Origin of the sequence: Neisseria sp. HMSC31F04 (assembly GCF_001807735.1) — a bacterium.
GTDB lineage: Bacteria > Pseudomonadota > Gammaproteobacteria > Burkholderiales > Neisseriaceae > Neisseria > Neisseria elongata.
In genome coordinates this window covers 41,445-65,172 of record NZ_KV790835.1, presented here as the reverse complement: position 1 = coordinate 65,172, position 23,728 = coordinate 41,445, and the positions used below count along the sequence as shown (strand labels likewise).

Sequence of the window (23,728 nt, the reverse complement as noted above, 5' to 3'; positions counted from 1 at the left end):
ATATTTTTTTTAACAAATACTGGCAAAACCTTATCAATATGGTTACAATATAACAATCGAAACAAGTCATACACAGGATGAAGAATGAAGAAGCAAGTTGTATTGGCGGCAGTGCTGTCGGCTGCCGTTTTCTCCGCACATGCACACCGCGTTTGGGTAAAAACAGACCATACCCACGGCGGCGAAATTTTGAAAGCGCAGCTGGGCTATGGCGAATTCCCCGAATTTGAACCGATTGCCCAAGAGCGGCTACATATTTTCAGCAAACCGATGCGGCTGTATACCGACAAAGGCCATGAGAATTTGGTGCAAAAGGGCGAATTCAATTACCAATATGAAAGCAAAAAGCCGGTACGCGAAGGCAGCTTTTTGGTAACGGCGGAATACCAGCCGACTTTCTGGTCGAAAAACAAAGCCGGTTGGAAAAAAGTCAATATGACTGAAATGCCGGATGCCGAATATTGCGAACAAACGCGGATGTACGGCAAAAACATCGTCAATGTCGGCCATGACAGCGCGGATACCGCGGTGATTACGCGCCCTGTGGATCATCTTTTGGAAATCGTACCGCTGGATAATCCCGCCAATGTGCGCGTAGGCGAACTGTTTAAAGTAAAAGTGCTCTATAAGGGCGAGCCTTTGGCCAATGTTCCGGTTACCGCGACATTCGAAGGCTTCGACCTGACCGACCGCAAAAAATCGCACAAAGTAGAGGCGCAGGCCTTCTACGATGTAACCGCAGCCGACGGCACGGTGGACATCATTCCGCTGCGCCAGGGCTTTTGGAAGGCAAGCGTGGAGTACAAAGCCGATTATGCCGACCAAAAAGTATGCCAAAAACAGGCTTCATACAGCACACTGACTTTTGAAATCGGACATACGCACCACTAAGGATTTTTAACCGTTTGCTTTAGGCCGAACCCGGTTCGGCTTATGTGGGGGGAAGGCCGTCTGAAAACGTTTTCAGACGGCTTTTTTTATTTTTGTCGGATGCGGTTTTGAGAAATACCCTGTTAAAATAGAAATATAGCGTTTTACTTTAATTGCACCCCACCTGATGCTTTAAAGAAATTCCACGCCCTTACAAAGCCGAAAAAATGCAAAGCGATACTATAGTGGATTAAATTTGAATCAGGACAAGGCGACGAAGCCGCAGACAGTACAGATAGTACGGCAAGGCGAGGCAACGCCGTACTGGTTTAAATTTAATCCACTATATGTCCGGTTTGCACATCCTCAAACCCATTGCCGAACCCATACAACCCGATTAACCCAGCCCTAAGGACACACTGCATGAAATATACCGGTACTTTCCTCACAGCCGCACTGCTGGCTGCCGCGACTCCAGCCGTCCCCGCCCGGGCCGCAGGCAGTCCGCCCGTCATCGACACCGCCTACTGGACCGAACAACCGTATTGCAGCGGCCGCTACCAATTGCGTCTGCCGGCCGTCCGCCGCCACAGCAGCTCGTGGATAGAATACAACGGCTGGAGTGTGATGGTATTGTTCAACGACTGGGCGCGGCAGATGCAAGACATCCGCAAGTTCGAACGCAGCGGTTCCTACGGGGCGACTAATATCTTTATCGGCAGCCGCACCCTGATCCCCGGCCAGGCCGTGATGTTTGCAACGCGTAAAGATTTTGACTGGGAGGATATTATTAGAGACCGGGGCATGCCCTATGACACCAACCTGATATTCAAACTCGATAAAGACGACGCCTACATCGTCAGCGGCTATTTCCGTATTCCTTCCAATAACGGCAAAGAACCCGCCAACTGGAAGGCGAAAGAAAAAGAAATGCTTGACGGCATGGAGAAAAGATACCGCGCCGACTTCCTCAAAGGCCTGCGCGAACGGCAGGAATACGAAGTGCCGAACCAAAGCGGCATCTGCCTGATTCGAGGCTTCATCGCCGACGACGGCGACAAACCCTTCAAAGCCAACACCGCGGTACGCTTTGCCAAGCAGACCGACATGCGTCTGGAAATGCTGCACGGCGCGGTATTGCAGCCGGGCGAGCCGACCCTGCTCGAACGCGACTTCGTCTCCGAAAAAAGCACGCTGGCCAAAATCTTCAAAACCGCCGGCTACCGCACCATCCGCCAAGGCAAACGCGACATCAACGGCATGTCCGGCACGGAAAAGCTGATCAAATGGCAGGGCAACAAATACATGCTGATATGGGAACGGGACGGAGGCGACCCGCGCATCATGATGAAATTCGGCGCGGACCGTGCGGAAGGGACGAGCCGCAGCGAAGCCGAAATCCTCGCCATCTGGGACACCGTGCTGCCGACTTTGAAGCCGGTTAAATAACGGAAAGCCGCATACTCTGTATTCCGCCATACATCAGGCCGTCTGAAAAGCCGATACTGAAGTTTCAGACGGCCTCTTGGCAACGGAAGGCCGTCTGAAGAAAAAGCTTTGATTGTGAGGCCGGGCTTCCGCACGGCAAAGACGAAGCTGCCGTCCTGCCAAGCCTTATTCCCGGTTTTCAGACGGCCTCTGCCCAAATGCAGGCCGTCTGAAAAGAGATATGGTCGGATATCGGTATTGCCGCATGGCAAAAGGCCGTCTGAAAGGGTATTTTCAGACGGCCTGTTTCTTATTTTAGCTAGTATTGCGGCGGGTTTTTCTGCGTTTTATACGGCACCAGGCTGCTGCGGGAGAGCAACAGCAGGCAGCCGAATATCATCATGCCCAAGGCAATCAGCGGCGACAGCTCGATCCAATAAGTGTTTCGCAAATATATCGCGGCTCCGACATACACCAGCAGGGGGCCGGCAACGACCGATTGCTTATTGATGCCGTCCATCAGGAGCACCAGCACGCCGACTGTGGCGAAAGCGGCGGCGATTAAGGTGGAGGTGGCGGGCAGGATGTCGGTACTTTTCAGAAACCAGGCCGCGCCGACGGTAATCAGCAGCAGTGGGAAAAAAAGCGAAGATTGGCGCATGGCTGTCTGCCTAGCGGCTCAAGGCGGCCTTCACCGCCTGATTGACTAAGGCCATGTCGGCTTTGCCCGCCAGCCTGCTTTTCAGCGCGCCCATCACTTTGCCCATATCGGCCATACCCGATGCGCCGGTTTCGGACAGCACGGCGGCGACTTCGGCGGCGATTTCTTCTTCGGACAGCATTTCCGGCAGATAACGGTTCAATACTTCGATTTCGGCATTTTCTTTGTCCGCCAAATCCTGCCTGCCCGCATCGGCATAGATTTTGGCCGAGTCTTTGCGTTGTTTGATCATTTTGCCGAGTATTGCGGCAACGCGCGCATCGTCTGCTTCCGTGCGTTCGTCCACTTCAAACTGTTTGATGGCGGCATTGATTAAGCGGATTGTGCCGAGTGCCGTCTGATCTTTGGCACGCATTGCGGCCTTCATGTCTTCGGTCAGTTTGGCTTTCAAAGTCATTTTGGTTTCCTTGTTCGAATCGGAAAGCGGGCATTATAAAACAAAAAACACCGCAAACGGATGCGGTGTTTTTTTGAAAACGGATAAGCGTTTCGGCTTAGTACATTTTCGGAGGCAGTTGTTGGCTGCGCAGGCGTTTTTGAAGGCGTTTGACAGCAGCCGCTTTTTTGCGTTTGCGCTCGGTAGTCGGTTTTTCGTAGGCTTCGCGCGCGCGCAGTTCGGTCAGCAGGCCGGTTTTTTCGATGGCGCGTTTGAAACGGCGCATGGCAACTTCAAAAGGTTCGTTTTCTTTTACACGGATAGTAGGCATTTTATTTCCTTCAAATTTCGGATATTTCGTTAATAGTGGGGCCGTCTGAAAAAAGGGACGGCGTAAATCTGTTGTTATGCCGCTGTCTGCAAAGGGCGGGGCATGCGCCGTGATGAAAACATCACCTCCTAACAAGGCCGTGCCGGCAGGGCGCGGCGGAAAATTCGGTTTGGCCGGACAATCCGGCGCGAAAGGCGCGAATTATGCGGTATTTTCGCCATTCAGTCAATGGTTTTCCCGCAAAAGGTTTTTCAGACGGCCTTTTCTGGAATCAGGATGAGGAACAGGCGCAGGCTGTAGAAGGCCTCGCGTTTCGGCCACTTCAAACGGGCGAGTGCCTGTTCGGCGAAGGGCAGGTTTTGGTTGTCGAGCATGAATTCCACACTTTCGGCTTCGCCGTTGATTTGGCAGTAGTAAAAGCGGACGAAGTGGATGGCGTTGCCGATGCGGGTGCGTTTCAGTGCTTCTTTGACCGCACCGATGAGCGATTCGGTCGGGCATTGCGGTTTGCCGCCGGAAAATTTGAGCGTGGGTCTGCCGATATAGGCGGCAAACGGCAGGCCATCAAGCGTCCAGGTTTCTGCGCCGCTGGTTTGGTTGAAGGCGTCGAGCATGACGTTCAGCGCGCTTTTTTCAAAGTTGTCCCAATTCGCGCTGAGGGCTTCTTCGATGCTGCCGCCGATGTCCCCATAGGCTTCGTAGAGCAGGCGGCCGTCGGGCAGGCGGGTTTCCACGTCGAGGCGGGTAACGGTGCTGCCGTTGTTGCGGCTGTTGATGTAGGCCAGTGTGTCGAAGGCGACGGGTATTTTGAATGCGGGCAGCAGTTTGCCTTCTTCTTCGCGGACCGTGTAGCCGCGGGAGAGCAGGGCGGCATGCAGGATTTGGTTGAGGGTGTAGTCGCAGTTTTCTTCGTTATCGGACATTTTGTTCTTTCAGACGGCCTGGATGTCGAAACGGATATTGATTTTCGCCCATTGCTCATGTTCTTCCGCCAATGCGCCTGCGGTCAGCGGGTTTTCTTCCAGCCATTTTCCGCTGATGCGCAATATGAAGGACGATGGGGCGGGGCTGCGCAATTGGGTGAATTGCGGCAGGGTCAGCGGCAGGCGGGCGCGGTTGAACAGAACGGACAATCTCAGGGCGAAGAGTGCGAACCACATCATGGTGTTGCCGCCCGCCTGTTCCACTACTTTGCGCACGTCGCCGCGCTGGCCGAGGGCGAGGACGGAGAGGATTTGCTGTTCGCGGCGGGAAAAGCCCGGCATATCGGCCTGGTCGAGGATGTAGGCGGTGTGTTTGTGGTAGGCGGTGTAGGCGATGTCGATGCCGATTTCGTGCAGTTTGGCCGCCCAGCGGAGATATTGCCGCCAGCGGTTGAGTTCTTGTACCGATGCGTTTTGGGCAAGGCTTTCAAGCAGGATGGAGGCGGTGTGCGCCACGCGGTCGGCCTGGCTGAGGGAAACGTGGTAGCGCTGCTGGAACTGCGTAACGGTTTGTTCGCGCATGTCTTCGTTCAGGCTGCGGCCGATGAAGTCGTAGAACACGCCGTCGCGCAGGGCGGCATCGGTTACGGTCATGGTTTGCACGCCCAGTTCTTCAAACACAGCCAGCATGACGGCCAGGCCGCCGGCAAATACTTCCAGCCTGTCTGCCTTCAATCCGGCAAATTTGGCCTTTTTCACGCTGCCGGCTTCGCAGATGCGCTGCATCAGTTTTTTCATGCCGGGGTAGCTGATGGTTTCTTCGGTGTTGCCGGTTTCGGCCGCCAATACGTCGCGGATGGATTTTGCCGAGCCGGAAGTACCGACGGCGAAATCCCAACCGGTATCCTTATATGCTTTGGCGATGCGCTGTATTTCGGTGCGGGCGGCGGTGATGGCCGTCTGAAAGACTTTTTCGTCGATTTTGTTTTGGAAAAAACGCATGCTGTAGGTTACGCAACCCAACGGCAGGCTTTCGGTACGCATGGGTTGGATGTCGCTGCCGATGACGAATTCCGTCGAACCGCCGCCGATGTCCACCACCAGCATTTTGTCGCCGTTCGGCGGCAGGGTATGCACCACGCCGGTGTAAATCAGGCGGGCCTCTTCGCGTCCGGCGATGATTTCGATGGGGAAGCCCAATGCGGCTTCGGCCTGAGGGATGAATTCGGCAATATTTTTTGCCACGCGGAAGGTGTTGGTGGCGACGGCGCGCACTTGTTCTGCGGAAAAGCCGCGCAGGCGTTCGCCGAATTTGGACAGGCAGGAGAGGGCGCGCTGGCGCGAGGCTTCGTCGAGATATTTTTTGTCGTCCAATCCGGCGGCAAAGCGCACCATTTCTTTAATTGAATCGACAACTTGTAACTGGCCGTTGTTGTTTTGGCAGATTTGCAGGCGGAAGCTGTTGGAGCCTAAATCGACGGAGGCAAGCATCTGCGGGGCATTGTGTGTATTCATATGTATCTGGACGGGTAGGGCGGTTGTGGGGAGAGGGAGGCCGTCTGAAAGCCTGTTTCAGCAAATAAAGGATGCTTTACCGTCAGGCCGTCTGAAAAATGGGGTTTCAGACGGCCTGTTGCGGTTCAACTTATTCCCACTCAATCGTGGCGGGCGGTTTGCCGCTTACATCGTAAACCACGCGGTTGATGCCTTTGACTTCGTTGATGATGCGGTTGGACACGCGGCCGAGCAGCGAGTATGGCAGTTCTGCCCAGTGTGCGGTCATGAAGTCGCTGGTGATGACTGCGCGCAGTGCGACGACGTAGTCGTAAGTGCGCCCGTCGCCCATTACGCCGACGGATTTGACGGGTAGGAACACGGCGAAGGCTTGGCTAGTCAGGTCGTACCAAGATGTGCCGTTTTCGTCGGTGGTGTTGCGCAATTCTTGGATGAAAATGTCGTCTGCCTGACGCAATAAGTCGGCGTATTCTTTTTTCACTTCGCCCAAGATGCGCACGCCCAAACCGGGTCCGGGGAACGGATGGCGGTACACCATTTCGCGCGGCAAGCCCAAAGCGACGCCCAGTTCGCGCACTTCGTCTTTGAACAAGTCGCGCAAAGGCTCAAGCAGCTTGAGCTTCATGTTTTCAGGCAGGCCGCCGACGTTGTGGTGCGATTTGATGGCATGGGCTTTTTTGGTTTTCGCGCCTGCGGATTCGATTACGTCGGGGTAAATCGTGCCTTGCGCCAGCCATTTGGCGTTGGTGAGTTTTTTCTCTTCAGCATCAAATACTTCGATAAATTCCGCGCCGATGATTTTGCGTTTTTTCTCAGGATCGGTAACGCCGGTGAGTTTCGCCATGAATTGCTCTTCGGCATCGACATGAATCACCTTCACACCCAAGTTGCGGGCGAACATATCCATCACCATTTTGCCTTCGTTCAGGCGCAAGAGGCCGTGATCGACGAACACGCAAGTCAGTTGGTCGCCGATGGCGCGGTGAATCAGCGCGGCGGCTACGGAAGAGTCCACGCCGCCTGACAGACCCAAAATCACTTCGTCGCTGCCGACCTGTTCGCGGATTTTGGCAACGGCTTCTTCGATGTAGTTCGGCATCGTCCAGCTCGGTTGCGCGCCGCAGATGTCCAAGACAAAGCGGTTCAACAGGGCGCGACCTTGTTTGGTGTGGGTCACTTCGGGGTGGAATTGGATGCCGTAGAATTGTTTTTCAACGTTTTCCATCATGGCAATCGGGCATGACGGGGTATCGCCGATAACGGCAAAGCCGTTGGGCAGTTTGGATACTTTGTCGCCGTGGCTCATCCATACATCCAGCGTGTTTGGCGCGTCGTCGTAAATATCGCGGGTCAATTCGCTGTCGATGGTTTTGACTTGCGCGTAACCGAATTCGCGCTGGTTGCCGGGCTGTACTTCGCCGCCCAAGTGGTGCGCCATAAACTGCATTCCGTAGCAGATGCCCAAAACCGGAATGCCCAAATCGAAGATGCCGGTATCGGCTTGATAGTCGGATTCGTAAACGGAATTGGGGCCGCCTGAGAGGATAATACCTTTCGGATTGAAGGCTTTGATTTCGTCCAAAGGCATGTCGAAGGAATGCAGCTCGCAGTAAACATGGGCTTCGCGCACGCGGCGGGCAATCAGCTGGGTAACTTGCGAACCGAAGTCGAGAATGAGGATTTTGTCTTGGGTCATAATCGGAGAAAAGGTTAAAGTCAGTCGGAATCGGAAACTTGCGGATTTTAACACAAGGCCGTCTGAAATGTTGCCGCACGGTTTTCAGACGGCCTCAAAACGCCATGTGCCGCTTTCGTTATAAGGAAAGACAAACACGGTATTTCTACCTTTTCAGACGGCCTCTTAAAATGGAACGACCATTGATAAGGACATACGGACATGAATTACTTCCCCATGTTTGCCGACCTTCGCGGTCGGCCTGTTTTGGTTGTAGGCGGCGGAACGGTGGCCGAGCGCAAAATCCAATCGCTGCTGGATGCCGGGGCAAAAGTCTTGCTGGCAGCGCGGGAACTGACCGAAAACCTGCAAACATGGGCAGAAGAAGGCAGGATTTGCCGCATTGCCGAAAGTTTTTCAGACGGCCTCATCAGACAGGCGGTGCTGGTCATTGCCGCCACCGATGATGAAGAATTAAACCGACGGGTGGCCGATGCGGCAGAACGCGGCAATAAATTGGTCAATGTAGTAGACAGGCAGGAATTGTGCAGCTTCATCGTGCCTGCGGTGATTGACCGCTCGCCCATCCAAATCGCCGTATCCAGCGGCGGCACATCGCCCGTGCTGGCGCGTCGGCTCCGCCTTCAAATCGAACAACTGGTGCCGCAGCATATCGGCTTGATGGCGCAAATTGCCGGCGAAAACCGCGAATCCGTCAAACGGCAATTCGGCAGTCTCCCCGAACGCCGCCAGTTTTGGGAACAGCTTTTCGCCGGACGTTTTCAAGACTACTGCGCCCAAAACAACCGTCCGCAGGCCGATTTGCAGTTAAAGGCCGAGCTGGCTGCCAAACAGACGCAGCAAGGCTTTGTTACCTTAGTCGGCGCGGGACCGGGCGATGTCGGCCTGCTTACCATTCATGCTTTGCAGGCCATACAGGCAGCCGACGTAGTGCTATATGATGCCTTGGTCAGCACGGATATTCTCCGCCTGATTCGGAAAGATGCGGAGAAAATCAACGTCGGCAAACGGGCGGGCGGCCATAAAGTACGGCAGGAAGAGACCAATGTCTTATTACTCGAATATGCCCAAAAAGGCTGCCGTGTGGTACGTCTGAAAGGCGGAGACCCGTTTGTATTCGGCAGGGGTGGCGAAGAATTACAGATACTGGTCGAGGCAGGCATCCCGTTCAAAATCATTCCCGGCATCACTGCGGCCGTCGGTGCGGCGGCTTATGCGGGCATTCCGCTGACGCACCGCGATTACGCACAATCCGTACAATTCATCACCGGGCAATGCAAGGTCGACGGCAGCGATGTGGATTGGGCAAGCTTTGCCCGCAGCAACCAGACTTTGGCGGTCTATATGGGAACCATCAAAGCGGAAAATATCGCCGCACGGCTAATCCACCACGGTCGTGCCGCCGATACCCCTTGCGCCGTCATCAGTAACGGAACGCGGCAAAATCAAACCGTGGCAACAGGCGTACTGTCCGATTTGCAGTGCTTAACGGCAAATGCCGCCACACCTGCATTGATTGTTATTGGCGAAGTGGCGGCATTGCATCATCGTTTGGCTTGGTTTCAAAGTGAAAACACTGCGGTTGCCAAGGCTGCGTGAAGCCGGTAATATAATTACGCATAATTTATATTATGTTAATTTATATACCGTGATATTCTAATAAACAGCTTTATTCTAAGATTCTTGATTCTCCGCTCAGTTTGCTCCTTCCCTATCAACCTATAAAATTATTGCGGCAAGCTCGTCTCCGGTGATTTCGGTTAAGACGGCGGCTATTTCAGCAAAACTTAATGATTGGGAACCTGTTAACGTGTAGGTCTGATTATCGTGGCGGAGATTGGCGCATGCGATGTCGGCGATGACGTTTGCCGCCGCTTGAGCGACATCGCGCTGCGAAACGCAGGCAACGCGCCCGTCGTCGGCTGGGCCTGCGATGATGCCGTCTGCGTTGGCAATCGTTGCCATCATTTCACTGTAAAAATTGTCGCGCAGAAAGGTGTAGCGCATATTCGTTTGCAGGATTGCATTTTCGGTAACCGCATGGGTACGCGCCAGCGTGAAGGTGCTGTCTAACGCAGCCTGTGCAAAAGAGAGATAGACCATGTGTTGCACGCCCGCTTCCGCAGCAGCCTGCACCAAAGTCAAATGCTCCTGTTCGCGCGTCGGGCTTTCGGCGGCGGACACCATAAACAGCACGTCCACCCTGTTTAACGCCTGCTTGACAAGCTCCAAATCGCCATAGGCAAACCGCCGCGCCTCGCAGTTCGGCAGAACGGGAGCTTTGGCGGGGTTGCGCAGCGGCAGAATTAGCGGCAGTTATCGCGACGGCTTGAGTCCACCGGTAAAGAGGATGGCGGGAACCAATATCGGGCTTAACAGCAACATGCCGACTGAGCTGCCATCCAGCGGTTTGACCGAACGCTGCGTGCGGCCCTCTTCACGAATCTCCAGAGTGATGGGGGTTGCCAGCCGGTTTTGTGCCAGCAGCGCTTCACGGTTTTGCAGTTTGACCTGCTGCCAGTTGGTGTCCGCCGCAACAAATACGTGGATAGATTTACCGTCGTCCGTTTTAGATACACGAAACTCTTGACCAAGCTCGGCAGTAATGCCTCGGGTTCTCAGTTGCATCTCAAATGCTTGCAGGTTTTTCTCACGACTCTCGCTGTACGGGTAAAGGATATCCAGTCCGACGTAGTATTTGCCGGAGGGGTTACCCATAGAGAGCCGGTAGCGGACGGCATCATTGAAAATACCCGCCTGCTGCACCGCTTGGAAAATAGGTGGCAGGGTGATGCGGTATTCGTTTTTGTCGGTGATGATGTACATCTGCGGTTTGGTGCTGTTGCCCGTGCCCGCCTTCTCACCATAGAACCCCAGTATGTTTTCTTGGCGCGATTTGATGCCGGTGCTGGTGTACGTCGTGCACGCGCCCAACAGCAGGGCGGCAATGATGGGGAGGAGGTATTGTTTCATGGTATATCCTTTAAGGGTGGTTGATGAAGGGTTTTGGTGTGCAGGCTGCTTTTTAGGTTTCAGGTGGCTTACTGCCAATTTCACTTTCCTAACAACCCATTCTTCTCTAAATAATCCCGCGCCACATTTTCTGCGCTTTCGCCTTGCACTTTCACGCGGTAGTTCATCTCGCTCATTTCCTCTTCGCTGATTTTGCCGGCCAATCGGTTCAGCGCGGCCACGATTTGCCGATTTTTCGCGGCAAATTCTGCTTTCATCAATGGTGCCCCCTGGTAAGCAGGAAACAGGAAAATATCATCTTTCAGTAGGCGCAATTGGTATTGCTTCAATTCGGCATCGGTGGAGAAGGCTTCGACTAGGTCGATTTTGTCATTCAGCAGCGCCGTATAGCGCAGGGCGGGCTCTAGGCTAACAATATGTTTTAGCGTAATACCGGCAGCCTGCATGCCTTTGTAGCCATCTGCCCGGTCGGCAAATTCCAGAGAAAAACCGGCGCGGATATCGGGTGCAGCCTGCTTTAAGTCGCTGATTGTCTTCAGTTGGTGCGCCGCGCCATAACTTTCTTTGACTGCCAACGCATAAGTGTTCTGATAAGACATCGGCGGCAGAAATTCCAGCCGATATTGTTCCACCAATAACTGTTTGCCCAGTCGATAGGTCTCGTCGGGCGACAGATGGCGGTTCTTCTGTTCAGTTGGCACTTGCACCAAGGTTTCCAGCACTGTGCCGGTAAATTCAGGGTAAATGTCGATTTCACCGCTGTTCAGTGCGTTAAACAGGAAGGTAGTTTTACCAAAATTAGGTTTGACTGTGACTTTCACATTCGGATTTTCACGTTCAATCAAGAATTTATACATGTTAATCAGAATATCAGGCTCGCTGCCCATTTTGCCGGCAATCACCACGTTTTTTGTGGCAGGCGTAAACGAAATCTGCGACAGACCGAGTGCGCCGAAGCCCACCGCCAATGCAAGAATAATCGGCAGCTTGCGTCGCGATTTCTGCAACAGTCCGATAATGCCGCTTACGCCGACAGCCAGTAACGCGGAGAGCAATGCGCCGGTAAACGTCATCGTCATGTTATTTCGGTCGATGCCGAGCAGAATCAGGTTACCCAAGCCGCCTGCGCCGATTAACGCTGCCAGTGTTGCCGTGCCGACAATCAGCACCGCCGCTGTGCGGATGCCCGAAATCATGGCAGGCAAAGCCATCGGCAGCTCAATCCGCCATAGCGACTGCCAACGCGACAGCCCGAATGCGGTGTACGCATCTTGAATCGATTGGTCGATTTGGGTCAGCCCCAAATAGGTATTTTGAAAAATCGGCAACAGCGCGTATAGCGTGATCGCAATCAGTACGGGCGGCGAGCCAATGCCGACAAACGGAATCAGCAAGCCCAGCAGCGCCAAAGATGGGATAGTTTGCAATATATTGGTGAACTGCAATACTGCTTCGGCCGCACGCTGTCTGCGCGCAAACAACACGGCGGCAGGCATCGCAATGGCTACTGCCGCGAGCAAAGCCAGTCCGGAAAGCCATAAATGCGTAAGCAGCATTTGCCAGAGTTCTGCTGGGGTAACGTTTAGGGATGAGAACATAGTTTTAAATTTTATGGTTAGTATGTTGAATAATAGATGTTTATGTTTGCTTTACAGCAAGGTATTAGCGCCTTGAAAGAGGTTTCAGACGGCCTTCACCATCATAACACTGCCCTTCTCACAGCTTCCTGTCCCTGTTTATCCAACCGTAAGAATTGGTGGATGATGCGTTGGGCATCGGGTACGTCGGCGGTGGAAAACAGCGATTGCACGTAATCGTTTGCTGGTTGCTTTTTGATTTCTTCAGGTGTGCCGATTTGTACCAGTTTGCCGTTATGCATTACACCAATACGGCATGCAAGTTTGGCGGCTTCCTGCATATCGTGGGTAACAAAAACGATAGTGGTGCCGAATTTTTGGTGAATCATGGCAATTTGGTCTTGCAACACGGTGCGCACCAGCGGGTCGAGCGCGGAAAACGGTTCGTCCATCAGCAGAACTTGGGGTTTGGCGGCGATGGCGCGCAAAATGCCGATGCGCTGCTGTTCACCGCCGGAAAGTTCATGCGGATAGCGGTCGCGGTAGTGCGCAGGGTCAAGTTCCACCAACTCCAATAATTCATTCACACGCGTTTTGCGTTCTGCTTTCGGCCACCCCAGTACGTCTGGCATGAGTTCGATGTTTTCCGCCACAGTCATGGTGGGGAACAGAGCGATTTGCTGCAAGACGTAACCGATTTGGTGGCGGAGCTGGCGGATGTCGTAATCCTTAATGCGCTTGCCGTGCAGGTAAACATTGCCGTCGGTCGGTTCGATGAGCGCGTTAATCATGCGCAGAGTGGTGGATTTGCCACTGCCCGAGCCGCCCACCAACACGAAAAATTCACCCTGATAAATGGTCAAATCCAAATCGCGCACAGCATATTTGCCGTCATATTGCTTGCCTGCGCCGCGAAATTCGATAAAGGGAGTTAGGCTATCTTGCATGGGGACATTTCCTGTCGTTAATTAAAATAAAAATATGAGGCAACTTTTAGTAAATTGCTACCAATAAACTGCCAGGTAATTGGTACAGCTGCATGATGACGGCGAGCGATACGATAGGCAACACATCACTACCCTTTTCCTCTCCCGGCATTACTAACAATTTTGCATGATTCAGATAATGCCGGAGAAGTTCCCTACCCTACTCCACGAAAAACATCTTTTCCACTTTGCACTTCAACAAAGTTCCCTCTTCATTGCCTGAAAAGGCCGTCTGAATCTGCTTTCAGACGGCCTCTTTCCCTGTATTTCCTGATTGTTTACGGCAAGGATTCGCTGTAACGCCATTCCCCCAAGCCGAGTTGCTCGTCAAACAGGTTCAGACGGCCTATGGCTACGCGAATCAGGCGCAGGCAGGGATAGCCGGCTTTGGCGGCCATGCGGCGGACTTGGCGGTTTTTGCCTTCGCTGATTTTAATTTCCAGCCAAAAATCAGGCACGGTTTTTCTGACGCGCACGGGCGGGTTACGCGGCCATAATCGGCCGGTTTCTTCCTCGGACAGCAGCCGGATTTTGGCAGGACGGGCGGTAAAGTCGCCTAAGTCCATCGGGCGTTGCAGCAGTTGCAGTTTGGCAGTGTCCGGTATGCCTTCGAGTTGCGCCCAGTAGGTTTTTTCCACTTTGAAGCGGGGCTGGGTAATCCTTGCCTGCAGTTGCCCGTCGTCGGTCAGCAGCAGCAGGCCTTCGCTGTCGGTATCCAAACGGCCTGCGGGATAAAAACCGGGCGCGTCTATGTAGTCTTTCAGGCTCGGATGCTTTTCATGCGGGCTGAACTGGCAGATCACGCCGCAGGGTTTGTTGAAGATAATCAGGGATTTCATGTTTCAGACGGCCTTATGCTTCGGCCAGTGCGCGTTGCTGCAGGGCAGACAGTTCGGCAATGCCTTTTTGCGCCAGTTTGACGAGTTTGGCCAGTTCGTCGAAATCAAACGGTGCGCCTTCTGCCGTGCCTTGGATTTCGATGATTTTGCCTTCGCCGTTCATCACGACGTTGATGTCGCTGTCGCAGCCCGAATCTTCGGGATAATCCAAATCCAGCAGCGGTACGCCGTTTACGATGCCGACCGATACGGCGGCGATGCTCCCGGTCAGCGGGTTTTCGGCAATCAGGCCGTCTGAAAGCAGTTTTTTCACGGCCAACGCCAAAGCGACGTATGCGCCGCTTATCGATGCGGTGCGCGTGCCGCCGTCGGCCTGTATCACGTCGCAATCTATCAGTATTTGTCGTTCGCCCAGTTTGGCCATGTTCACCGCCGCGCGCAGTGAGCGGCCGATCAGGCGTTGGATTTCCTGCGTGCGTCCGCCCTGCTTTCCGGCTGCCGCCTCGCGCCGCATCCGTGTCGCGGTGGACGCGGGCAGCATGCCGTATTCGGCGGTTACCCAGCCCTGCCCTTTGCCGCGCAAAAACGGCGGTACGCTTTCGTCTATGCTGGCGGTGCAGATGGCTTTGGTGTTGCCGCATTCGATTAAAACCGATCCGTCGGCGTGCGGCAGGAAATGAGGGGTGATTTTGACGGCGCGTAAGGCGTCGGCGGCGCGGGATGTGCGGGTATAGCCGGTCATGCTGGGGTGTCCTGTCTGTTGAAAAATGAAAATTATAACACTGCGGATGTGTTATATTGCCCCTGCTTTCACTCGTAAACAGAAACGGAGTAAAAACATGACGATTCACAGTATGACCGGCTTTGCCAATGCGGCCGGCGAATGCGGCGGCAAACGCATCAACCTCGACATCCGCGCGGTAAACCACCGCTATTTGGACGTGCAGTTCAAAATGCCCGACGACCTGCGCCATTTGGAAGGCAGCCTGCGCGAAATCATCGCCGCCGCCGCCGTGCGTGGGAAAATCGAATGCCGCATCCAGATTCAGGCTTTGGAAAACGGGGCAGCCGAATTGCACGTCAATCAGGATTTGGCAGCCGAACTGGCGGCTTTAAACGAAAAATGGCGCAAGCAGTTCGACGGCTTGGGCAAGCTGACGGTGGCCGATATTTTGCGCTTCCCCGGCGTGCTGGTCAGCCAGGCCGAAGATCAGGAAACGTTTGCGCTGGCCGTGCAAAACCTTTTGGCCGACGCGGTGAAGGATTTTTCCGCCGCACGCGCCCGCGAGGGGGAAAAGCTGCAGGCGCATATCTTGGAGCGGCTGGAGGCGATGGACGGCATCGTCGATGCCCTGTCCGAACTGTTTCCGCACTTATTGCAGGCGCATTTGGACAAGGCACGCGCCCGTTTGGCCGAAGCGGTGGAGAATATCGACGAAGACCGCCTGAAGCAGGAATTCGCGCTTTATATGCAGAAAGCCGACGTGGATGAAGAATTCAGCCGTCTGAAAACGCATATCGTCGAAGTCCGCCGCATCGTTACCGAGCAAAAAGGCGGCGTGGGCAAACGCTTGGACTTCCTGATGCAGGAATTGAACCGCGAAGCCAACACATTGGGCAGCAAGGCGATTGCCGCCGAATGCACGCAGGCTTCGGTCGAATTGAAAGTGCTGATCGAGCAGATGCGCGAACAGGTGCAGAATATCGAATAAGCCCCCTGCCCGCTTTCAGACGGCCTCAAACTGCTTTTGAGGCCGTCTGAAAAAAGCGGCGGGAAACGATGAAACCGAGACGATAAAGTATGCAGAAAATCAAAATCTGGGATTTGCCCGTCCGCGTTTTCCATTGGACGCTGGCCGCCGCCCTTGCCTTCATGTGGTTCAGCGCGAAAACCGGCGGCAGCTGGATGGCTTGGCATTTGCGCGTCGGCCTGCTGGTGGCCGCGCTGCTGGTTTTCCGCCTGTGCTGGGGCATTTGGGGCAGCGACACGGCGCGTTTCGCCCGTTTTTTCCGTCCCCTGCAAATCGGCAGCTATCTGCGCGGCACTTGGGACAAACAGGCGCATCCCGGGCATAACCCGTTGGGCGCGCTGATGGTGGCCGCCCTGCTGGCCGCCGTGCTTTTCCAAGTGCTGACCGGCCTGTTTGCCGCCGATGAAAACACTTTCCTTTACCACGGTTATCTGAACGGCCGGCTGGAAAACGGCGGCGAAACCTTCCGCCGCATCCATGTGAATTTTTTCAACCTGTTGGCTCTGCTGGCCGGGCTGCATATCGCGGCCGTTTTGTTTTACCGCCTGTTTAAAAAGCAGGATTTGATTACGCCGATGATAACCGGCCTGAAAGAATGGCAGGGCAACGTGCCGTCGCTGCGTTTTGCCGGAATCGGCGCGTTTGTTGCCGCGCTCGCCGTTGCCGCAGCGGCCGTCTGCCTGATTTGGCTGCTTCGAAAGTAAGCGGGAAAACAAAAGGCCGTCTGAAAACTGTTTTTCAGACGGCCTTTTTTCATCTATCAGAAGGATTCCGCATCATCCTTGCGCCCGAGCACCATTGCGTCGCCGTAGCTGAAGAAACGGTATTCTTTTGCCACGGCGTGGCGGTAAACCGCCCGGATTTCCTCAATGCCGGAAAACGCGCTGACCAGCATTAGAAGCGTCGATTTCGGCAGGTGAAAATTGGTAATCAAACGGTCGGCAACGCGGAAACGGTAGCCCGGCGTGATGAAAATATCGGTATCGCCCCGCCCTGCTTTCAGACGGCCTGTTTCCCGCGCGGCCGATTCCAGCGCGCGCATCGAAGTGGTGCCGACCGCCCAGACTTTTGCCCCCTCCGCCTTCGCCGCCTCCACCGCCGCCACTGTTTCGGGCGGCACGTCGTACCATTCGCTGTGCATTTTGTGTTCGGCGATGTTCTCCGTCCGCACAGGCTGGAACGTGCCGGCGCCGACATGCAGCGTTACCTCCGCCAGGCGCACGCCTTTGGCTTTGAGTTCCGCCAGCAGCGTATCGGTGAAGTGCAGGCCTGCGGTAGGCGCGGCCACTGCGCCTTGGTGTTTGGCGTATACGGTTTGGTAACGGCTCTCGTCGTCGCCGTCGGCCGCCCGTTCGATATAGGGCGGCAGCGGCAGCCGGCCGTGCTGCTCGAGGAGGCGGTAAACCGTTTCTTCTCCGTCGAAATGCAGGCGGAAGAGTTCGCCTTCGCGCGCCGTCATTTCCGCCCCTATCCCGCCGTCGAACAGCAGCCGCATGCCGGGTTTGGGCGATTTTGAAGAACGGATGTGCGCCAGCGCGGTGTGCGCGTCCAATACCCGTTCGATGAGGGCTTCAATTTTTCCGCCGCTGGCTTTTTGGCCGAACAGGCGTGCCTTCATGACTTTGGTGTTGTTGAACACCAATACGTCGCCCCTGCCCACAAGCTGCGGCAGGACGGAAAACATTTCGTCGCGCAAGGGTTCGCCGGGCAACGCCGACAGCAGCCGGCTTGCGCCGCGTTCGGCGGGCGGTTGTTGGGCAATCAGGTGGTCGGGAAGGTCGAAATCGAAATCGGAAAGCTGCATGAGATGGAGGCCGTCTGAAAAAAGCGGGCATTATATCCTTTTCAGACGGCCTCTGCCGCCGTTTCCGCCTGCACAAACGGCCGCGTATGCCGTAAAATAAACGGTACACAAACCTGCCCGAAAGGAACTGCCATGAGCAACCCGAATCAAGAAACCGTAACCATTACCCCGCACGACCTGCCCCTGCATTGCAGCGGCCCGCGCAACGAAACTTGGAACGGCCACCCGCGCGTTTTCCTGCCCATCCAATCCAACGGCACCATCGAGTGCCCCTATTGCGGCACCATTTACAAGCTGGAAGGCGAAATCAAACCGCACGGTTATTGAGTTTTACCGCCGATATGGCAAACAGGCCGTCTGAATGCTTCAGACGGCCTGTTTGTTAAGAGCGGGATATTCAGCGGTAGCCGGTTTGGATACCGTCGCTTTCTATCGGTTCGAACCATATATCGCGGTAGGCGGCATAGGTGGTGAGATAAGACACCATCGAAAAGAACAGCCATACAGCGACAAAAATATAGGTAACCGCCTTACTCGGAATGTTGCCGAGCAGCAGGCCAAGCAGCCAAAATACCGCCGCCATCAGCAATCCCTGCGTAATGGCGGACAAAGTCAGCGGCAGGATGTTTTTGAAACTGGCTTTGACGCTTTGGATAATGGCGGCCATCGGCGTTTCGTCCTGGATAAACGTCAATACCGGTGCAAAGCCCAATAATTGCTGAACGGTTAAAAACCACAATAAAAACATAAAAATATCGGCCATTCCGCTGAGTGGGTTCCACAAACCCAAAGCCCTCGCTATGCCGTAAAGCAGATACCCCCATGCGGCGGCGGCAAAGAACAGCAAAATCAGCAGCAGGATGAATTCGAATACCTTGCCTTCCAAAATCAAAAACATCTGGCCGATGCCGGGTGGGCGTTCCTCATGCTCCTGTATCGAAGCCGCCATCAAAAGCCCGCCCGCCTTGAACAGCATATATATGGCCAGCAGTACCAATCCGGCAATAAAGAGATGCTGCGCCAAAGAAGTCAGCGCCCATTCGCAGGCCAGCAAAATAAAGGCAATTCTCATCCACGACAGCGGGTATTCGCGGAACAGAAAAAAACCCTCCATAATCCATTCCACGCCGCGGACGATACTGCGGGACGCGGGTTCGTCCAACAGCCGTTCATCCATTTCCCCCGACGGCTCGGCGTGGAAAAAAACATCATTTCCCATATTTATTTCCTATTCAGTCAAACAGATGTAATAAAATTGCGGCACATATTAGCATAATTTAACCTTAATTAGATATTTTTCACTTTCAGACGGCCTCCCCTGTTCCGAACAGCGGACAGCAACGGCTGCGCGGACAAACTGTTTTCCAAGCAAGGCAGTGCGGTAAGGCCGTATACCCGCCCTTCCATTTCACTATACAATATCGCGCAACACAAAAACGCCCTACCACCATGTCCAAAAAAATCCTCATCATCACCCCGAGCTGGATCGGCGACTGCGTCATGACCCAGCCGCTTTACCGCCGCCTGCACGAACTCCATCCCGGCTGCACCATAGACGCATTCGCGCCCAAATGGTCGATGGCGGTGTTCGAGCGCATGCCCGAAATCAGCCGCGTTATTGAAAATCCGTTCGGACACGGCGCGTTGGAACTGAAAAAACGCTGGCGCATCGGGCGCGAACTGGGCAAACAAGGTTACGACCAAGTCATCGTCCTGCCCGGTTCGCTCAAATCCGCCCTCATCGCCTTCGCCACCGGCATCAAGCAGCGCACCGGCTACGTTGGCGAATCACGCTACCTGCTGCTCAACGACATCCGCAAACTCGACAAAGTCGCCCTGCCCCTGATGGTCGACCGCTACACCGCCCTCGCCCATCCGACGCAGGCGGATTTCAACGGACATTCCGACAACCCGCGTTTCACCATTTCCCCCGAAAGCCGCGCCGCCGCCCTTGCCAAATACGGCTTAAACACCGACAAACCCGTTCTCGCCTTCTGCCCGGGTGCGGAATACGGCCCCGCCAAACGCTGGCCCGCGCGCCATTTTGCCGAACTCGGCCGCCGCTATCTGGCGGAAGGCTGGCAGGTTTGGCTGTTCGGCTCGCAAAAAGATTTCGACATCGCCGAAGAAATCAACCGTCTTTCAGACGGCCTCTGCACCAACCTTTGCGGCAAAACCAATCTTTCCGAAGCGATTGACCTACTGTCCTGCGCCGACACCGTCGTCTGCAACGACAGCGGCCTGATGCACCTCGCCGCCGCCCTCGACCGCAAACTCGTCGCCGCCTACGGCTCGTCCAGCCCCGACCACACCCCGCCTTTGAGCCAAAAAGCCAAAATCGTCAGCCTGCACCTCGAATGCTCGCCCTGCTTCAAACGCGAATGCCCGCTCGGTCATACCAATTGCCTGAACAAACTCACGCCGGACATGGTTCGAAAAGCGGCGGAGGAATTGGCGCAAACGGAATAAACAGCATATCTGCGGCCTGAGGCACGGCTAAATTTCCGGCATGATTCAATCGTCTGCAAAATTTGTTTTTTTATGTTAAAGTGCGGCTTTAAAAAACTCCGACAGACGCACGGATTCAGGCGGTTTGCCCTGCCTCCGGGCGTCGGAAACCAATCATGACGCAGTCTTGGCAACTACCAGAATATATCGCCGATATCCTTCCAAGCGGCGCACGTCAGCTTGAAAGTGCAAAAGAGAAATTATTGGCATTGTTCCGCTCGCACGGTTACGAACTCGTGCATCCCCCTTTGATGGAGTACAGCGATTCACTGCTGACCCATATCGATTCGGGATTGTCCCTGAAAACCATCCGCTTTGTAGACCAAATCAGCGGCCGCCAGCTCGGCATCCGCGCCGACATCACGCCGCAGGTGGCGCGCATCGACGCCCACCTGCTGTCGGCCAACCAAGGCATCAACCGCCTGTGCTATGCCGGCTCGGTGCTGCACGCCCGTCCGGAAGGCTTCCTCAACAGCCGCGAACCTTTGCAGGCCGGTGCCGAGCTTTACGGTTTCGACGGCATTGCAGCCGATATCGAAATCATCGGCCTGATGCTGGACAGTTTGGCCTTGGCCGATTTCGGCGACGTGCTGCTGTCTTTGGGGCATATCGGCGTATTCCGCGCACTGGCCGCGTCGGCCGAACTGTCGCCGCAGCAGGCGGAAACGCTGTTGGCCATGATGCAGGACAAAAACGTGGCCGCCGTCCGCGGACAGGTGGAAGCCTGGGCTTTGGACGGTATGTGGCGCAAAGCGTTTTCCCTGCTGCCCACGCTGTACGGCGGCCGCGAAATATTGGCGCAGGCACGGGAAAAACTGCCGGATTTGTCTTTAATCGGCAAAGCATTGGACGAATTGGAAGCCGTCTGCCAAGCCTTCCCGCAACGGGCGGTTCACATCGATTTGGCCGAATTGCGGGTCGATAACTACCACACCGGCCTGCTTTATGCGGCTTACGGCAGCGACGGGCACGATGCGGTGGCGCGCGGCGGACGTTACGACGGACTGGGCGCATATTTCGGCCGCAGCCGTCCGGCCACCGGCTTCAGCTTCGACTTGCGCAAGTTCCTCGGCCGCCTGCCCCAAGGAGAACGCCGCACGGCGATTGCGGTGGCGTTGGCCGATGCGGCCAATGCGGCGGAAGAAATTGCCCGTCTGCGGACCGAAGGGGAAACGGTGGTCGTCGATTACGGCATGGAGGCAAACAGCACGCGCGACGGTTCGCGCCGTTTGCTGAAACAGGACGGAAAATGGGTCGTCCTCGGCGATTGAGCCTTTCAGACGGCCTTTTAAAAACAGACAGGCCGTCTGAAAGGCCGCATAAACGTTTCAGACGGTCTTAATAATCTTATTTTCAAACATTTCAACGAGGTAATATAGTATGGCGCAAAACGTAGTGGTCATCGGTTCGCAGTGGGGCGACGAAGGCAAAGGCAAGATTGTAGATTGGCTGGCCGAGCAATCCGGCGGCGTGGTCCGCTTCCAGGGCGGGCACAATGCCGGCCACACGCTGGTTGTCGGCGGCAAAAAAACCATCCTGCGCCTGATTCCGAGCGGCATCCTGCATGAAAAACTGGACTGCTTCATCGGCTCCGGCGTGGTGGTTTCCCCCGAGGCCTTGCTGGGCGAAATCGACGAACTGATTGCCGCAGGCGTGAAAAACGTGGAAAGCCGTCTGAAAATCGCGCCGACCGCCACCCTCATCCTGCCCTACCACATTGCCTTGGACCAGGCGCGCGAAGCATCAAAAGGCGATAAAAAAATCGGCACAACCGGCCGCGGCATCGGCCCGGCTTACGAAGACAAAGTCGCCCGCCGCGCCGTGCGGGTGGTGGATTTGTTCGACGATGAAAAACTGGCGGAAAAAGTACGCGCCAACGTCGAACTCTACAACGTCCAACTCGAACACCTGCATCATGCCGCCCCGGTCAGCTTTGACGAAATCATGGCGAAAATCAACGGCTTTAAGGCACGCATCCTACCGATGATTCACGATGTCGCCCGCACCTTGTACGAGAAAAACGCCAACGGCGAACGCCTGCTGTTCGAAGGCGCGCAAGGCACCCTGCTCGACATCGATTACGGCACCTACCCCTTCGTTACCTCGTCCAACTGTTCGGCCGGCGCGGCCGCCGCAGGCGCGGGCGTTCCGCCCCATATGCTGCAATATGTGCTGGGCATCGTGAAAGCCTACACCACGCGCGTCGGTTCGGGCCCGTTCCCGACCGAATTGTTCGACGAAGTCGGCGCGGGTTTGGCGCAGCGCGGCAACGAATTCGGTTCGGTAACCGGCCGTCCGCGCCGCTGCGGCTGGTTTGATGCCGCCGCACTGAAACGCTCGATTCAGATTAACGGCATCACCGGCATGTGCATCACCAAACTCGACGTAATGGACGGTATCGAAGAAATCAAAATCTGCACCGGCTATGAATTCGAAGGTAAAACCATAGACATCCTGCCTTTCGGCGCAGATGCCGTGGCCAAATGCAAACCGATTTACGAAACGCTGCCCGGCTGGAAAGAATCGACTTTCGGCGTGAAAGAATACGACGCGTTGCCGGAAAACGCCAAGCGTTACCTGAAACGGATTGAGGAAGTCTGCGGTGCGCCGGTCGCCATCATTTCCACAGGCCCGGACCGCGACGAAACCATCCTGCTGCAACATCCGTTTGCCTAAATGGTTTGAATGCCAAGAGGCCGTCTGAAAGCCCTGCATCGGCTTTTCAGACGGCCTTTTTCTGTTTTTAATCCGCTTTGAACCAGTATGGCAGGGCGAAGCCGTGTTTTTCCGTTTGCAGTCAATCCGCTAAATCGGCAGATAGCCTTGAAAACCGATTTCAGACGGCCTGCCGTGCGGATTCGGTGTCAAAATGATGCGGTGCCTGCCGACGCGGTCGAGGGCAAGCAGGTTGTCTACGTCTTTCAGATTGTCTTTATGTTGTTGGGCATGGCCGGGTAAAAGGGTGTTCAGAGCTTTGGTTTTGGCTTCGGCAGGATTTGCGGCGGCAAACAGGCCGAATGCGTGCGCTTCCGCAAGCTGTCCGGCCAAATAGCCGCCGACGTTGGCGAAATACAGGCGCGGCGTGTTTTCAGACGGCCTTTCATCTCCGGCGGGCTGTTCGGAGACGGTAATGTCATAGCCGTCCGCCCATTCGACAATCTGCCAGCCGTCGATGTGGATTTTGTCGGCATCGCCGAACCATGCGGCCTTTAGCGCGGGGACGGCCTCTTGGTAGTTGTCGCAAACGGCAAATTGGATGTCGTGCACTTCGATATTGGAGCGGCCCGCGTTGCCGCCTAGGTAGAACATATGGAGTTTGGGCATGGGGTGTTTGATTCCGGGCGTTCAGACGGCCTGTCCGCTGGGTGGGCCGTCATATTGCACGGATTGATAGAGACATAGTGGATTAACAAAAATCAGGACAAGGCGG

General features: G+C 55.1%; 24 protein-coding genes and 1 pseudogene. 10 read left to right on the top strand and 15 right to left on the bottom strand.

The genetic code is table 11. The features are described from left to right. The first annotated feature begins 84 nt into the window (after positions 1–84). The 3 genes and pseudogenes from HMPREF3107_RS10955 to HMPREF3107_RS10950 all read left to right on the top strand — a co-directional run bounded on the left by HMPREF3107_RS10955 (position 85) and on the right by HMPREF3107_RS10950 (position 2,319). Positions 85–891, top strand: a complete 807-nt coding sequence (locus HMPREF3107_RS10955; protein ID WP_070455453.1) for a DUF4198 domain-containing protein — start codon at positions 85–87, stop codon at positions 889–891. A gap of 211 nt (positions 892–1,102) precedes the next feature. Then, a pseudogene (locus HMPREF3107_RS12440) lies at positions 1,103–1,222 on the top strand (IS5/IS1182 family transposase); the annotation flags it as partial. A 71-nt stretch (positions 1,223–1,293) separates the two neighbouring features. Continuing rightward, positions 1,294–2,319: a T6SS immunity protein Tli4 family protein gene (locus HMPREF3107_RS10950; RefSeq protein WP_070455451.1), complete on the top strand. Its 1,026-nt coding sequence runs from the start codon at positions 1,294–1,296 to the stop codon at positions 2,317–2,319. Positions 2,320–2,617: 298 nt separating this feature from the next. Here HMPREF3107_RS10950 and HMPREF3107_RS10945 read toward each other — a convergent pair whose 3' ends face one another. The 6 genes from HMPREF3107_RS10945 to guaA form a co-directional block, all read right to left on the bottom strand. Next, positions 2,618–2,959 carry a hypothetical protein gene (locus HMPREF3107_RS10945; protein WP_003770161.1) on the bottom strand — a complete coding sequence of 114 codons (342 nt, stop codon included), beginning with the start codon at positions 2,957–2,959 and terminating at the stop codon, positions 2,618–2,620. Between the two features lie 10 nt (positions 2,960–2,969). Further along, positions 2,970–3,416 (bottom strand): GatB/YqeY domain-containing protein, encoded by a 447-nt coding sequence (locus tag HMPREF3107_RS10940; protein WP_049254312.1) that lies wholly within the window; start codon positions 3,414–3,416, stop codon positions 2,970–2,972. A gap of 97 nt (positions 3,417–3,513) precedes the next feature. After that, positions 3,514–3,726, bottom strand: a complete 213-nt coding sequence (rpsU, locus tag HMPREF3107_RS10935; RefSeq protein ID WP_070455449.1) for a 30S ribosomal protein S21 — start codon at positions 3,724–3,726, stop codon at positions 3,514–3,516. Between the two features lie 251 nt (positions 3,727–3,977). Further along, complete coding sequence (locus HMPREF3107_RS10930; protein ID WP_070455447.1) at positions 3,978–4,649, bottom strand: DUF6348 family protein; 672 nt, start codon at positions 4,647–4,649, stop codon at positions 3,978–3,980. A 9-nt stretch (positions 4,650–4,658) separates the two neighbouring features. Next, the gene (gene ppx / locus HMPREF3107_RS10925) at positions 4,659–6,164 is read right to left on the bottom strand and encodes an exopolyphosphatase (protein ID WP_070455445.1); all 1,506 of its coding nucleotides are present in this window, start codon (positions 6,162–6,164) and stop codon (positions 4,659–4,661) included. A gap of 130 nt (positions 6,165–6,294) precedes the next feature. Then, a complete protein-coding gene (guaA, locus tag HMPREF3107_RS10920) occupies positions 6,295–7,860 on the bottom strand; it encodes a glutamine-hydrolyzing GMP synthase (protein WP_070455443.1) in 1,566 nt (521 codons plus the stop codon). Between the two features lie 201 nt (positions 7,861–8,061). Here guaA and cysG point away from each other — a divergent pair, with 201 nt between their 5' ends. Next, positions 8,062–9,459, top strand: coding sequence for a siroheme synthase CysG (gene cysG, locus HMPREF3107_RS10915; protein WP_070455441.1), 1,398 nt, complete (start codon positions 8,062–8,064; stop codon positions 9,457–9,459). Positions 9,460–9,579: 120 nt separating this feature from the next. Here the strand turns inward: cysG and HMPREF3107_RS10910 are convergent, their stop codons facing one another. From HMPREF3107_RS10910 to rph, 6 genes are all read right to left on the bottom strand, one after another. Next, complete coding sequence (locus HMPREF3107_RS10910; RefSeq protein ID WP_256364805.1) at positions 9,580–10,158, bottom strand: NmrA family NAD(P)-binding protein; 579 nt, start codon at positions 10,156–10,158, stop codon at positions 9,580–9,582. Between the two features lie 18 nt (positions 10,159–10,176). Continuing rightward, complete coding sequence (locus tag HMPREF3107_RS12435) at positions 10,177–10,833, bottom strand: hypothetical protein (protein WP_210391436.1); 657 nt, start codon at positions 10,831–10,833, stop codon at positions 10,177–10,179. Positions 10,834–10,913: 80 nt separating this feature from the next. Then, a complete protein-coding gene (locus HMPREF3107_RS10905) occupies positions 10,914–12,431 on the bottom strand; it encodes an ABC transporter permease/substrate-binding protein (protein ID WP_070455439.1) in 1,518 nt (505 codons plus the stop codon). A gap of 101 nt (positions 12,432–12,532) precedes the next feature. Then, positions 12,533–13,357 carry an ABC transporter ATP-binding protein gene (locus tag HMPREF3107_RS10900; RefSeq protein WP_070455437.1) on the bottom strand — a complete coding sequence of 275 codons (825 nt, stop codon included), beginning with the start codon at positions 13,355–13,357 and terminating at the stop codon, positions 12,533–12,535. Positions 13,358–13,674: 317 nt separating this feature from the next. Next, complete coding sequence (locus HMPREF3107_RS10895; RefSeq protein ID WP_070455435.1) at positions 13,675–14,235, bottom strand: pseudouridine synthase; 561 nt, start codon at positions 14,233–14,235, stop codon at positions 13,675–13,677. A gap of 13 nt (positions 14,236–14,248) precedes the next feature. Further along, a complete protein-coding gene (gene rph, locus HMPREF3107_RS10890; RefSeq protein ID WP_070455433.1) occupies positions 14,249–14,977 on the bottom strand; it encodes a ribonuclease PH in 729 nt (242 codons plus the stop codon). A 97-nt stretch (positions 14,978–15,074) separates the two neighbouring features. Here rph and HMPREF3107_RS10885 point away from each other — a divergent pair, with 97 nt between their 5' ends. Next, positions 15,075–15,947 (top strand): YicC/YloC family endoribonuclease, encoded by an 873-nt coding sequence (locus HMPREF3107_RS10885; RefSeq protein WP_210391432.1) that lies wholly within the window; start codon positions 15,075–15,077, stop codon positions 15,945–15,947. Between the two features lie 89 nt (positions 15,948–16,036). Then, positions 16,037–16,690: a cytochrome b/b6 domain-containing protein gene (locus HMPREF3107_RS10880; protein WP_070455429.1), complete on the top strand. Its 654-nt coding sequence runs from the start codon at positions 16,037–16,039 to the stop codon at positions 16,688–16,690. Positions 16,691–16,746: 56 nt separating this feature from the next. On the opposite strand, the gene queA is transcribed toward HMPREF3107_RS10880, so the two are convergent. Then, positions 16,747–17,790 carry a tRNA preQ1(34) S-adenosylmethionine ribosyltransferase-isomerase QueA gene (queA, locus tag HMPREF3107_RS10875; RefSeq protein WP_070455427.1) on the bottom strand — a complete coding sequence of 348 codons (1,044 nt, stop codon included), beginning with the start codon at positions 17,788–17,790 and terminating at the stop codon, positions 16,747–16,749. A 132-nt stretch (positions 17,791–17,922) separates the two neighbouring features. Here queA and HMPREF3107_RS10870 point away from each other — a divergent pair, with 132 nt between their 5' ends. Next, positions 17,923–18,117, top strand: a complete 195-nt coding sequence (locus HMPREF3107_RS10870) for a zinc-finger domain-containing protein (RefSeq protein ID WP_040665611.1) — start codon at positions 17,923–17,925, stop codon at positions 18,115–18,117. 70 nt (positions 18,118–18,187) lie between these two features. On the opposite strand, the gene HMPREF3107_RS10865 is transcribed toward HMPREF3107_RS10870, so the two are convergent. Then, on the bottom strand, positions 18,188–19,009 hold the full coding sequence (locus tag HMPREF3107_RS10865) for a hypothetical protein (RefSeq protein WP_070455425.1): 822 nt from the start codon (positions 19,007–19,009) through the stop codon (positions 18,188–18,190). A gap of 230 nt (positions 19,010–19,239) precedes the next feature. On the opposite strand from HMPREF3107_RS10865, the gene waaF reads away from it, so the two are divergent. From waaF to HMPREF3107_RS10850, 3 genes are all read left to right on the top strand, one after another. Next, entirely contained in the window at positions 19,240–20,259 is a 1,020-nt protein-coding gene (gene waaF / locus HMPREF3107_RS10860; RefSeq protein WP_070455423.1) for a lipopolysaccharide heptosyltransferase II, read from the top strand. A 155-nt stretch (positions 20,260–20,414) separates the two neighbouring features. Beyond that, a complete protein-coding gene (locus HMPREF3107_RS10855; RefSeq protein WP_070455421.1) occupies positions 20,415–21,569 on the top strand; it encodes an ATP phosphoribosyltransferase regulatory subunit in 1,155 nt (384 codons plus the stop codon). A gap of 109 nt (positions 21,570–21,678) precedes the next feature. Continuing rightward, positions 21,679–22,974, top strand: coding sequence for an adenylosuccinate synthase (locus HMPREF3107_RS10850; protein WP_070455419.1), 1,296 nt, complete (start codon positions 21,679–21,681; stop codon positions 22,972–22,974). Between the two features lie 129 nt (positions 22,975–23,103). Here the strand turns inward: HMPREF3107_RS10850 and HMPREF3107_RS10845 are convergent, their stop codons facing one another. Beyond that, a complete protein-coding gene (locus tag HMPREF3107_RS10845; RefSeq protein WP_070455417.1) occupies positions 23,104–23,622 on the bottom strand; it encodes a DUF1543 domain-containing protein in 519 nt (172 codons plus the stop codon). Positions 23,623–23,728: the final 106 nt, after the last annotated feature.